Raw genomic sequence first — 12,588 nt, forward strand, 5'->3', positions numbered from 1 at the left:
GGCGTCCCCTGCGGCGTGCCGTTCAGGGTGCCGTTGTCATTGGTGACCTCGATGTCGTCATTGCCATTGTTGCCGTTGATATCGGGCATAGGCGATGGCTCCGCAAATTGCGATCAAATGCATTCAAGATGCATTATATCATCAAACCATGTTCAGGTCATCAGTCGGATTCAACCATAAATTGCATTTTCTGAGCACGGGCAGGCCTAATCGTCAAGCAACCCTGCCAGCATCCGGTCCGCCGCTGCCGAAGGACTCAGGTGACCGGAGCGGACCTCGGCCCCCAGTTGGTCCAGCTCTGCCCGGGCATGGGTGGTCGACAGGCGCGCCAGCAGGGCGGCGCGGACTTCCTGTTCAAACCAGTATTGCGCCTGAACGGCGCGGTTCTGCACCCAGTGCCCGTTCTCACGACGCCAGGCGGTAAGGCCCTGCATCTCATCCCAGGCCTGTTCCAGCCCATGTTCCTCAACAGCGGACACGGTCATTGCCTTGGGAAACCCTTCCGGGTCCTGCGGGCGCTTGCGCAGCAGGCGCAATGCCCCCGCATAGTCGGCACAGGTGCGCGTGGCCGTTGCTTTCAGGTCGCCATCCGCCTTGTTGATCAGGATCATGTCGGCCATCTCCATGATGCCGCGCTTGACGCCTTGCAGCTCATCCCCGCCCGCCGGTGCCAACAGCAGCAGGAACAGATCGGACATCTCGGCCACGACCGTCTCGGACTGGCCGACACCCACGGTTTCGATCAGCACAACGTCAAAGCCTGCAGCCTCACACAGCGCGATCGCCTCGCGCGTGCGGCGGGCGACGCCGCCCAGATGGCTCTGGCTGGGTGAGGGACGGATAAAGGCGTTTTTCTCGCGGCTCAGCCGCTCCATCCGGGTCTTGTCCCCCAGAATAGAACCACCCGACCGGGCCGAGCTGGGATCGACCGCCAGAACCGCCACGCGCAGGTTCTGCCCGGTCAGCATCATGCCAAAGCTTTCGATAAAGGTGGATTTACCGACACCCGGCGTGCCCGACAGCCCGATGCGCAGCGCCTGCCGCCCGGACCCGGCCAATTGATCCAGCAACGCCGTGGCCTGCGTGCGGTGATCCGCACGTCCGCTTTCCACCAGCGTGATCGCCCGGGCCAGCGCCCGCCGGTCCCCGTTCAAAATCCTGTCAGCAAGGCTGTCTATGTCCATTTCGCCCCCCAATTCCACTGGCAAGACTACTTGCCGCCCCGCCGGGTGATTTGTCCAGCCCGGACCATTCAGGAGTCGCTTCCGATGTCACACACCCGCCTCTGTGCCGTTTTGCTGATCGTCTGCATGGCCCCCGCTTTGGCACAGGCCGAACCCGCCCGCTTTGCCCTGCGCGCCCTTGGTGTGAAGGTGGGTGAGATGACGTTGAGTGCCGATCTCGATGCCACGCGCTATGCCGTGTCAGGGCGGCTGGCCACCACCGGTCTGGCCGGTGCGATAAAACGCGTCGAGTTTCTTTTACTGGCCGAAGGCCGCCGCAAGGGCGCCCGTTTCCAGCCCCGGCGCTATGTCGAGGATATGGACACCGGACAGCGCGAATCGCGCGTGCGGCTGGACTATTCTAACGGCGTGGCCCGTGCCAGCGGCCCCGAGATCAGCGACCGGGGGGCTCATGCCGTGACCGACGCGCAGCAGCGCGGGTCGGTCGATCCGCTGACCGCGATCTTCATGGTTCTGCGGGATCAACGGCCCGAAGACTTGTGCTCGTTGCGCCAGAAAATCTTTGACGGCGAACGCCTGACCGAAATCACCCTGTCTCAACGTCGCGATGTGGGTGAAAAGGTCCAATGCAGCGGCGCGTTCACCCGGATTGGCGGCTATGCGCCCGGCGATCTGCGTCAGGGCAGCCAATTCCCTGTAACGGTGACCTATGTCCCCGCAGGCCCGGTGATGCGCGCCCTGCGGGTCGAGGCGCAGACCATCTACGGGGCTGCCACTGTGGTGCGGAAATAGCGGAACTGGACGCCGCCCGGGGGATGACGGATAAAGCGCGCATGACCACGCGCTTGCCCATTGATGACGCCATCCCCGAATTGCTGGACGCCCTGCGCACCCGTGGCCGGGCGGTGCTGCAGGCGCCTCCGGGTGCGGGCAAGACCACACGGGTGCCGTTGGAAATGCTGCAGGCCGGTCTGTGCAAGGGGCGCATCGTGATGCTGGAACCCCGGCGTCTGGCCGCGCGGGCAGCAGCGGAACGCATGGCCGAAACGCTGGGCGAGCCTGTGGGCCAGACCGTCGGCTACCGCGTGCGGGGTGAGGCCAAGGTCGCGAAATCCACCCGGATCGAAGTCGTGACCGAGGGCATCCTGACCCGGATGCTGCAATCCGATCCCGACCTGCCGGGCATCGGCGCGGTGATCTTCGACGAATTCCACGAACGCTCTCTGAATGCCGATCTGGGGTTGGCGTTGTGCCTTGAGGTCGCGGGCGCCCTGCGCGATGACCTGATCCTGCTGGCCATGTCAGCCACGCTGGATGCCGAACCCGTCGGGCGGCTGATGGACGCCCCGCTGGTGACCTCGGAAGGGCGCAGTTTCCCGGTTGAAACGCGCTGGCTGGACCGTCCTCTCGGTCCCAAGGCCCGTCGGTTGGATGCGCTGGTCGATCTGGTGGTACAGGCCGAAAAGGAAACACGCGGCACCGGCGGCAGTATGCTGGTCTTCCTCCCGGGCGAGGGCGAAATTCGCCGCGCAGAAACCGCTCTGACCGGGCGGTTGCCGCAAAGCTGCGCGGTGCGCCCGCTGTTCGGTGCCCTGCCCTTTGCCGCGCAACGGGCTGCGATTGCGCCGGTAGAGACGGGCCGCAAGGTGGTGCTGGCGACCTCGATTGCCGAAACCTCACTCACGATCCCCGATATCCGCGTGGTGGTGGACATGGGGCAGGCACGCAGGGCGCGGTTCGATCCCGGCTCGGGCATGTCGCGGCTGGTGACGGAACGGGTCACCCGGGCCGAAGCCACCCAACGCGCAGGCCGCGCCGGGCGTGTGGCCGAAGGGCTGTGTTACCGGCTTTGGTCCAAAGGCGAAGAAGGCGCATTGGCGGCCTACCCTCCGGCTGAGATTGAAGCGGCAGACCTGACCGGACTGGCACTGGAACTGGCCCTATGGGGCGCGGATGCGGATGATCTGGCCTTTCTGACCGCGCCGCCCGAAGGTGCCATGGCCGAGGCGCGGGCGTTGCTGGCCCTGCTGGGCGCGCTGGATGGCAAGGGGCGGATCACCGATCACGGGCGGGCGCTGGCGGCGCTGCCCCTGCATCCTCGGCTGGGTCATATGCTGGTGCGCGCGGGTGCTGATGCCGCCCCCCTTGCCGCGTTAATGGCCGAGCGCGATCCGCTGAAAGGTGCTCCGATCGATTTGGCCCTGCGGATGGAAGCACTGCGCGACCTGCGCGCCTTTCAGCGTAACCGCCCATGGCAGGTCAATCCCGGCGCGGTGGACCGGATCAAGGCCGAGACCAAACGTCTACGCGCACAAGCCCCCAAGATCACAAGCGACCTCAGCCCGGCGGCGATGACCGCGCTGGCCTATCCCGACCGGATCGGGCAACGACGTAAGGGCGATCAGCCGCGATATGTCCTGTCCGGCGGCAAGGGTGCAGTGCTGGACAGCGGCGATCCTCTGGCCGCTGCCCCCTATCTGGTGACGCTCGACACCGACGGCAATCCGCGTGAGGCAAAAGTGCGACTGGCCGCCCAGATCTCCGAACGCGAAATCCGCGACCTGTTTGGCGATCAGATCGAATGGGTCGACAGTTGTGACTGGTCCAAACGCGACCGCCGGGTTGTGGCGCGGCAGCAGGAGCGGCTGGGCGCGATCACGCTCAGCGACCGTATTTGGAAAGACGCACCGGATGAGGCGGTTGCGCAGGCCATGCTGGACGGCGTGCGCGATCTGGGTCTGCGGCTGAACGGCCCCGCCGCCCGACTGGCCGCCCGGGTGGAACTGGTACGGGGCGAAGGCGCGGATTTGCCCGATTTCTCGATCCCCGGCCTGACGCGCGATCTGGAGGGCTGGCTGCTGCCGATGCTGGACGACGTGCGCAGCGCTGAAGACTGGAAGCGGTTCGATCCGCTGCCCGCCCTGCGCGCCCGACTGAACTGGGCGCAGACGCAGGAACTGGACCGCCGCGCGCCGGGGGCGTTCGAGACACCTTTGGGCCGCAAGGTGCCGATTGATTACAGCGGCGCGATCCCCGAAATCGCCCTGCGCCTGCAAGAGGTTTTCGGCGTCACCCGACATCCCGTCATCGGCGGCGAGGCGTTAAAGATCACCCTGCTGTCCCCGGCACAGCGCCCGATCCAGATCACCCGCGATCTGCCCGGGTTCTGGGCGGGGTCTTATGCGGATGTCCGCAAGGATATGCGGGCGCAATATCCCAAACATCCCTGGCCCGAGGACCCGACACAAGCCGACCCGACCCTGCGCGCGAAGCGGCGAAAAGGCTGACGGGGGCCTTTTGGACGCCCGAACTGAGTCAAAAACCGCACAATACCCGCTTTTTTCCGCCAAAAACCTGCAAATTAACCTCATGTTATTGAGTTATTCACAAGGTAAGCTTAACTGACTAAAAACCGGCACCCCACAGAAGGGGGCCGAACAGGCGGAACATGACGAAATGGCTGCGTAACATATGGGATGAGGTGGCAAGACCGCTTATCCTGCGCCCCCACCGGGTGCAATGCGCAGCCCTGTGCACCCGCAACGCAGGCAATGACCGCGAGGTTCTGCTGATCACCAGCCGGGGCACCGGCCGCTGGATCATCCCCAAGGGCTGGCCCATCGAAGGGCTGGACGGCGCCGGAACCGCCCGACAGGAAGCCTGGGAAGAAGCAGGCGTCTGCGCCGATTCCGTCGCGCCCGAACCCGTTGGGCAGTTCAGCTACAACAAAATCCTCAAGGATGGCTCGGCCCAGTCGGTTCTGACCAGCGTCTATCAGATTCAGGTCGCCGAACTGGCCGAAGATTTCCCCGAGGCTCATCAGCGCAAACGGCGCTGGTTCTCCCCGACAAAGGCGGCTGAGCAGGTGCGGGAACCGGAATTGCGCGATCTGCTGTTGCAGTTATAGGCCCCAGAGGCCGACAAACTGCCCCGGCACATCGGACTTCACGATTATGAAAACCGCCTTGCCCTGCTTCGCATAAGCCGTTAGCGCGCTGTGTCAGAGCAGAATGGCCTGAATGATATGTCCGATACCTCTTCAAAGACCCGCTGGCAGACGCTGGACAGCGACCTGCACCGTATCACCAATGTAGAACGCGCCAATGCCTTTGTCGCGCGCCCGCTGATGGCGCCGGGTATTGCGATGGTCTTTATCGTGCTGGCAGGATTGCTGGCGGCCATACTGTTCGGAAAAGCCGATGGCGCGCTAATCGTCATCGCGGCAGCGGCTTTTGGCGCCTATATGGCGATCAATATCGGCGCCAATGATGTGGCCAACAATATGGGCCCGGCGGTCGGAGCAAATGCGCTGACCATGACCGGGGCCATTGCCATTGCTGCGGTGGCCGAAAGCGCGGGGGCGTTGCTGGCGGGCGGGGATGTGGTTTCGACCATCTCCAAGGGGATCATCGACCCGATGTCGGTGCAAAACAGCAATGTGTTCATCTGGGCGATGATGTCGGCGCTGATCTCATCGGCGATGTGGGTCAATCTGGCAACATGGGTGGGGGCTCCGGTCTCGACCACACATTCGGTTGTGGGCGGCGTCATGGGGGCCGGGATCGCGGCTGCCGGGCTTGGCGCGGTCGATTGGATGACCATGGGCACGATCGCGGCCAGCTGGGTCATCTCACCGGTTCTGGGCGGTGTCATCGCCGCCGGGTTTCTGGCACTGATCAAGGCCCGGATTCAGTATCAGGACGACAAGATCGCCGCCGCACGCCGCTGGGTGCCCATTCTGGTCGCGGTGATGGCCGGAGCGTTTGCCACCTATCTGGCGGTCAAGGGCCTGAAACGTATCGTCAGCATTGGCCCCGAGATGGCGTTGCTGATCGGGTTGGGCACCGGGCTGCTGGTCTGGGCGATCACCGTACCCTGGGTGCGCCGCAAATCCGAAGGGTTGGAGAACCGCACCCGCTCGCTCAAGGTGCTGTTCGGGCTGCCGCTGGTGATCTCGGCCACCTTTCTCAGCTTTGCCCATGGGGCCAATGACGTGGCCAACGCGGTGGGGCCGCTGGCGGCCATTGTCCATGCGGCCGAGTTCGGGGATTTCGCCGCCAAGGTCGTGATCCCAACCTGGGTGATGATCATCGGAGCCTTTGGCATTTCCTTCGGGCTGTTCCTGTTTGGCCCCAAGCTGATCCGCATGGTGGGCAGTCAGATCACCAAGTTGAACCCGATGCGGGCCTTTTGCGTGGCCCTGTCGGCAGCGATTACTGTCATTGTCGCCAGTTGGCTGGGGCTGCCGGTCAGCTCAACCCATATCGCGGTGGGCGCGGTGTTCGGCGTCGGCTTTTACCGGGAATGGCATACCGACCGTCGCCGGAAGCACTCTAACCGTCAGCGGCCCATGGAAACGCGGCTGGCCTTGGAAGAGGTGCAGCGTCGCAAGCTGGTACGCCGGTCGCATTTCATGACCATTGTCGCGGCCTGGGTCATCACCGTGCCTGCGGCGGCTGTCATGTCGGGCGCGGTTTTCTGGGTGCTGACTGCATTCAACTGATGGATTTTGCGAGGCTCTGCCTCGCGCTCCGAGGTATTTTTGAACAGAAGAAGAGGTTATGGCCTGATCTGATCGGGTGAGAGCGGATCGGTCGGGGCCTGCTGGATCAATCCGGCCACGCGCGCGTTGATCGGTGTGGGGATATTGGTCACTGCACCGAGGCGGATGATTTCACCCTGCAGGCTGTCAATCTCGGTGGGGCGGCCTGCCTTCAGGTCATAGGCCATCGAGGTGCGGGCACTGGGATCAATGGTCAGCATCCGGGCCGCGATGCGCGCAAAAACAGGGGTCGGCAGGCGCAGGATAAGGGGTGTCATCCAAGCAGGCAGCGGCGTGGTTGATGCGATCCGGTGACCAGCGGCTTTGAGCACCGATTGCGCCTCGCTCATCTGGTCGGCCATCAGGCGACGCCAGTCGCGGTCAAGCAGTTGTTGTTGCAATGTGAGGCCCGACAGGGCGTTCAGCGCGTTGTTGAGGTTGAGGATCAGTTTGCCCCATTGCAGCGCCTCGATATCGTCGCTTTCGGTGACCGGCAGGGCCCGGCTGGACAGGCGGAGCGCCAGATCCCCTGCCCCGCTTTCGATCACGATATCCCCTGATGTAGCCCTATGATAGCTGGCCGGGCCGTTGGGAACGACGTTGAACGGCACCATTCCGGCGCGGGTATCGCGATCCGGCAGCCTCTGGCGCAGGGTCTTGGCATTGGAGATACCGTTTTGCCAGGACAGCACTGGGGTTTCGAAAGCGGCGTGGGTGGCGATCAGATCGGCGATTTCACCAGTCGCGCCGGATTTGACCGTCACGATGATCAGATCGGTTTGCGCCATACAGTCCGGAGCTTCGGTCAGCGTGAACTGATTGGCGGGCACCGCCCGGCGCAATCCCGAGAAATCGCTGACCGTCAGCCCGTTGGCGCGGATCGGGTCCAGCACCCGGGTGCGGCCCAGCAAGGTTATGTCATGGCCTGCCGCTGTCAGCAGCCCTCCGCAAAAGCAGCCGATACTGCCAGCGCCTGCGATCACGATCCGCATGGTGATCCCTCCTGATTGGTCAGAAGGATCACCGGGACCGGGTGTTCAGGCAAGGTTGTACGCCCGATGACGTTGCGCAACCTCGGGGCTTGTCACACCAGTCCCGAGTCGTTTTTTCAACCGGTGTGATTTATTGGATGTCACCGGCGTCGAACACCTAGACGCCCAGGCACCAGCGCATGACCGCTTTTTGCGCATGCAGCCGGTTTTCCGCCTCATCAAAGATGACCGACTGGGGGCCATCCATCACCTCAGAAGTCGCTTCCTCTTCCCGGTGGGCGGGCAGGCAGTGCATGAACAGCGCGTCGGGTTTGGCGTGGGACATCAGCTCGGTATTGACCTGATAGGGGCGCAACAGGTTGTGGCGGCGTTCCTTGGCTGATTGGGAATCGTGCATCGAGACCCAGGTGTCGGCCACCACCAGATCGGCGCCTTCGACCGCTTTGAACGGATCGCGTTCGATCACGACGGTCGATCCTTTTTGGCGGGCAAAGCCCATGAATTCTTCTTCGGGATCAAATTGCGCCGGGCCGGTGAAGGTCAGGTCGAACCCGAACTGACCCGCCGCATGCAGGAAGGAGGCACAGACATTGTTGCCGTCGCCGGTCCAGACCACCTTTTTGCCTGCGATGGGGCCGCGATGTTCCTCGAAGGTCAGGACGTCTGCCATGATCTGGCAGGGATGGGTGCGGTCGGTCAGGCCGTTGATCACGGGGACGTCGGAATATTCCGCCATCTCTGTCAGGATGGTTTCATCGAAAGTGCGGATCATGATCATGTCGACATAGCGCGACAGCACGCGGGCGGTGTCGGCGATGGTTTCGCCATGGCCCAGTTGCATGTCCTTGCCCGACAGCACCATGGTCTGACCGCCCATTTGCCGGACGCCCACGTCAAATGAGACGCGGGTACGCGTTGACGGCTTTTCGAAGATCAGCGCCACCATGCGCCCTGCCAGAGGTTGGTCATCATCCAGCGCCGCCTTGGGGCGCCCAAGCCGGGCCTGTTTCATTGCGCCAGCCTGATTGATCATGGACCGCAGCTCAACTGCGTCGGTTTTGTGGATATCAAGGAAGTGGTTCATATCGTGTCGCTTTTGGATGTCACGGAGCGTGGGGGCCAGCCCCCACACCCCCGGAGTATTTGGGAAAAGATGAAGGGTCAGGCAGTGGTGAGGGTGGTCTCGATCTGCATGGCCGTCTTTTCGAGGCGGATCAGGGCTTGGGCAATATCGTCCTCGGTCAGGGTAAGCGGGGGCAGCAGGCGGATGACGTTGTCGGCGGCGGGAACGGTGATGAGTTCGTTGTCATAACCGGCATTCACCACATCCAAGTTGGTCGGTTTGCATTTGAGGCCCAGCATCAGGCCCGACCCGCGCACCTCTTCGAACACGTCGGGGTGGTCGGCGATCAGGCCCTCCAGCTTCTGGCGCAGCAGACCCGCCTTGCGATTGACGCCTTCGAGGAAGGCGGGCGTGGCCACGTGATCGATCACCGCGCAGCCCACGGCGCAGCCCAGCGGGTTGCCGCCATAAGTCGAACCGTGGGTACCTGCGGTCATACCGCTGGCCGCGTCTTCGGTGGCCAGCACGGCGCCCAGAGGGAAGCCGCCGCCGATGCCTTTGGCGACCATCATGATATCCGGGGTGACCCCGGCCCATTCATGCGCGAACAGCTTGCCGGTACGCCCGACGCCGCATTGCACCTCATCAAGGATCAACAACAGGCTGTTATCGTCGCAGATCTGGCGCAGGGCCTTGAGTTCAGCGTCTGGAACGGAGCGGATGCCGCCTTCGCCCTGAACCGGCTCGATCAGGATGGCGGCGGTCTTGTCGGTGATGGCGTTGGTGACGCCGTCCAGATCTCCGAACGTGAGATGCACGAAACCGGGCAGCAACGGGCCAAAGCCCTTGGTCATCTTTTCGGACCCTGCAGCGGCGATCCCGGCCGAGGACCGACCGTGGAACGAGCCATCGAAGGTGATGATCTCGACCCGTTCAGGCTGACCTTTGTCATAGAAATACTTGCGGGCCATTTTCACCGCCAGTTCGCAGGATTCCGTGCCCGAGTTGGTAAAGAACACCGTGTCTGCAAAGGTATGCTCGACCAGCTTGTCCGCCAGCGCCTGCTGTTGCGGAATGTTATAAAGGTTCGAGACATGCCACAGCGCATGCGCCTGTTCGGTCAGCGCATTGACCAGCGCGGGATGGGCGTGGCCCAGCGCGTTCACCGCGATCCCGGCGCCGAGGTCCAGAAAACGTCGGCCATCCGCCTCGGTCAGCCAGGCGCCTTCGCCCTTCACGAATGTCAGGGGCGCGCGGTTATAGGTCGGCAGAACGGACGGGATCATCGGATCATCCTTTTCAGGTAGGTTAAGCCCCGTGAGTGATACACGAAGGCACGGTTCGTCAACTGATTTGGTAGGGTTTGCGCGGATTTTGAGCAGCGCAATAGGATCAAACGGGCCGGTTACGCGGTCAGGCGTCGACGTCGGAGGCGCAGGATATGTGCGTGTTTGATCATGCCGCGCCGTATAGCGGGCCGGGCGCGATCTGAAAACCCCAAATCGCCACGGTGGAAATTTCATAGTGAAACTTGCGGTGAACATGCATTTCCCGCTTGCCATTCGGTCCCGTCTGCCGCACCGCTTGGCCATGACACCCGCGCGCCAGAACCCCGCCCTTGCGGCATTGTTAATCTTTGCCGCCAGCGCCTTGATGGCGGGCACCACGCTGCTGGCCAAGGCGCTGGGGACCGAAACGCTGGGCCCCGCCCTGCATCCGATGCAGATCAGCCACGGACGGTTTCTGTTTGCCTTTCTGGCCATCCTCGGCGCGGTTGCCGTGCTGCGCCCACGCCTGAGCCGCCCGCATTGGGGGCTGCATATAGGGCGTACCAGTTTCGGCTGGACGGGGATCACGCTGATGTTCGCCTCGGTCGCTTATATCCCGATCTCGGATGCCACGGCGATTTCCTTCCTGAACCCGGTCTTTGCCATGGTGCTGGCCATCCCCCTGCTGAAAGAGGGTGTCGGCCCATGGCGCTGGTTCGCCGCTGCCGTCGCGCTGGTTGGGGCGCTGATCCTGCTGCGGCCCACCCCGGACAGTTTTCAACCCGCTGCCCTGTTGGCACTGACGGCGGCGGTTGTGATTGGGATGGAACTGATTTTCATCAAGAAACTCTCGGGGCGAGAAATCCCGCTCCAGATCCTGCTGGTCAACAATTCCATGGGGCTGGTCATCGCGACGGTCGCGGTCAGCTTTGTGTTCCAGATGCCCACCCCGCAACAATGGGCAGCGCTGGCCGGGATCGGATTGCTGATGGCCTGCGCGCAAGCCTGTTTCGTCAATGGCATGGCACGAGCCGATGCCTCATTCGTGGCGCCGATCAGCTATGCCACACTGGTTTTCGCCGCGTTTTACGATTTTGCCGTGTTCGAGGTGATCCCGGATGCGGTCAGCCTGACGGGTTCCACCATCATCATTGTCGGCGCGCTAATCCTTGTCTGGCGCGAGGCGCGGGCACGGCGCTGAGAAAAACTCTGCCACTTGGCCCACAGGCGACGCCCATGTCGCAAATCCTCATGAAACGGCCTGAACGCAAACGCTATCTGGCACCAGTTGGTTTGAGAGTTTGCCCATGCATGAACGCCGTATCCCAGAATGGGTGCGCCACGCCCCTGCCCCCTCGGTCCGCGATTTCGGCATCCTCGCCGGGTTCGAGGCCGTGGTGCGCGGCATCCTGATCTCGGTCTTTCCGCTGGTCATGTACCGGGCGCTGGGCGATGCCTCTCAGGTTTCGTTTCTGTATTTCCTGATCGGGATCGTGTCGCTGATTGCCGGTCTGATGGTGCCGTTCATCATCCGGTTCATCCCGCGCAGATGGGCCTATTCGGTCGGCTGCATCATGTTCGTCGCCAGCGCGCTGTTGGCCATCGAGGGCAGCCCCATCGCCGTGGTCGGCGCGCTGGCTTTGAACACGGTTGCCACGGTCGTGACCTTCGTCTGTTTCAACGCTTATGTGCTGGATTACATCAGCAAGATCGAACTGGGCCGGTGCGAAACCAGCCGCATGTTCTACAGCGCCTTGGGCTGGACCGGCGGCCCGATGGCCGGCGTCTTGCTGATGGAGGTCTGGCCCCCCGCCCCCTTCGTCATCAGCGCGGTTGCCGCCTCTGCCATGCTGGTTCAGTTCTGGCGCATGCGTCTGGGCAACGGCAAGCTGATCACCAAGGCGCGCGGGGTCGCGAAGAACCCCGTGGCCTTCCTGCCCCGGTTCTTTGCCCAACCAAGGCTGGTCTCGGGCTATATGTTCGCCGTGATCCGGTCCTGCGGCTGGTGGATTTACGTCGTCTACCTGCCGATCTTCGCGATCCAGAACGGGTTGGGAGAGCAGCTGGGCGGCATCCTTCTGTCCTGCACCAACGCGATGCTGTTTGGCGCCCCCCTGATCCTGCGCTGGGTGCAGGGACGGTCCCTGCGGGCCGCGGTGCGCATCGGCTTTGCCGCCTGTGGCAGTTGCTTCGTCATCGCCGGGGCGATTGCCGGATGGCCCATCGCCTCGGTCGCGGCGCTGGTTCTGGGGTCGATCTGGCTGATCGTGCTGGATATCTGCGCCGGATTGCCCTTCCTGATGGCAGTGAAACCCTCGGAACGGACCGAGATGTCGGCGATCTATTCCAGCTATCGCGATGTCTCGGGGATCGTGACACCCGGCGTGGCCTCATTGATCCTGCTGGTCACGCCGGTGGCCGGTGTCTTTGCTGCCGGGGGCTTTGCTCTCTACGGAGCTTGGGCGATCGCCGCCCGCCTGCACCCGCGCCTCGGCAAACCTCGGATCGCCTTGCAGCCCGGGGTTTTGGCCGAGACCTA

11 protein-coding genes are annotated in these 12,588 nt (G+C 63.3%); 7 read left to right on the forward strand and 4 right to left on the reverse strand.

What is annotated here, in order from left to right; genetic code table 11:
* Nucleotides 1–194: hypothetical protein (locus MPJ51_RS18430; protein WP_298389673.1), on the forward strand; the 194-nt coding region annotated here is incomplete at its 5' end.
* A gap of 12 nt (nucleotides 195–206) precedes the next feature.
* On the opposite strand, the gene meaB is transcribed toward MPJ51_RS18430, so the two are convergent.
* The gene (gene meaB, locus MPJ51_RS18435; protein WP_298389675.1) at nucleotides 207–1,184 is read right to left on the reverse strand and encodes a methylmalonyl Co-A mutase-associated GTPase MeaB; all 978 of its coding nucleotides are present in this window, start codon (nucleotides 1,182–1,184) and stop codon (nucleotides 207–209) included.
* Between the two features lie 84 nt (nucleotides 1,185–1,268).
* On the opposite strand from meaB, the gene MPJ51_RS18440 reads away from it, so the two are divergent.
* The 4 genes from MPJ51_RS18440 (at nucleotide 1,269) to MPJ51_RS18455 (ending at nucleotide 6,687) form a co-directional block, all read left to right on the forward strand.
* Complete coding sequence (locus MPJ51_RS18440) at nucleotides 1,269–1,976, forward strand: DUF3108 domain-containing protein (RefSeq protein WP_298389677.1); 708 nt, start codon at nucleotides 1,269–1,271, stop codon at nucleotides 1,974–1,976.
* Nucleotides 1,977–2,017: 41 nt separating this feature from the next.
* On the forward strand, nucleotides 2,018–4,471 hold the full coding sequence (gene hrpB, locus MPJ51_RS18445; RefSeq protein ID WP_298389679.1) for an ATP-dependent helicase HrpB: 2,454 nt from the start codon (nucleotides 2,018–2,020) through the stop codon (nucleotides 4,469–4,471).
* A gap of 194 nt (nucleotides 4,472–4,665) precedes the next feature.
* Nucleotides 4,666–5,091, forward strand: a complete 426-nt coding sequence (locus tag MPJ51_RS18450) for an NUDIX hydrolase (protein ID WP_337959821.1) — start codon at nucleotides 4,666–4,668, stop codon at nucleotides 5,089–5,091.
* Between the two features lie 117 nt (nucleotides 5,092–5,208).
* Entirely contained in the window at nucleotides 5,209–6,687 is a 1,479-nt protein-coding gene (locus MPJ51_RS18455; RefSeq protein WP_298389683.1) for an inorganic phosphate transporter, read from the forward strand.
* A gap of 56 nt (nucleotides 6,688–6,743) precedes the next feature.
* Here MPJ51_RS18455 and MPJ51_RS18460 read toward each other — a convergent pair whose 3' ends face one another.
* The 3 genes from MPJ51_RS18460 to MPJ51_RS18470 all read right to left on the reverse strand — a co-directional run bounded on the left by MPJ51_RS18460 (nucleotide 6,744) and on the right by MPJ51_RS18470 (nucleotide 10,067).
* Complete coding sequence (locus MPJ51_RS18460) at nucleotides 6,744–7,718, reverse strand: 2-dehydropantoate 2-reductase (RefSeq protein ID WP_298389685.1); 975 nt, start codon at nucleotides 7,716–7,718, stop codon at nucleotides 6,744–6,746.
* A gap of 157 nt (nucleotides 7,719–7,875) precedes the next feature.
* Entirely contained in the window at nucleotides 7,876–8,802 is a 927-nt protein-coding gene (argF, locus tag MPJ51_RS18465) for an ornithine carbamoyltransferase (protein WP_298389687.1), read from the reverse strand.
* 77 nt (nucleotides 8,803–8,879) lie between these two features.
* Nucleotides 8,880–10,067: an aspartate aminotransferase family protein gene (locus MPJ51_RS18470; RefSeq protein ID WP_298389689.1), complete on the reverse strand. Its 1,188-nt coding sequence runs from the start codon at nucleotides 10,065–10,067 to the stop codon at nucleotides 8,880–8,882.
* Nucleotides 10,068–10,371: 304 nt separating this feature from the next.
* On the opposite strand from MPJ51_RS18470, the gene MPJ51_RS18475 reads away from it, so the two are divergent.
* Nucleotides 10,372–11,250, forward strand: coding sequence for a DMT family transporter (locus MPJ51_RS18475; RefSeq protein ID WP_298389694.1), 879 nt, complete (start codon nucleotides 10,372–10,374; stop codon nucleotides 11,248–11,250).
* A gap of 106 nt (nucleotides 11,251–11,356) precedes the next feature.
* Nucleotides 11,357–12,588, forward strand: a 1,232-nt coding sequence (locus MPJ51_RS18480) for an MFS transporter (protein ID WP_298389691.1), incomplete at its 3' end; no start/stop codon positions are given.

The sequence above is a fragment of the Ruegeria sp. genome, assembly GCF_028066395.1.
Classification (GTDB): domain Bacteria; phylum Pseudomonadota; class Alphaproteobacteria; order Rhodobacterales; family Rhodobacteraceae; genus Ruegeria.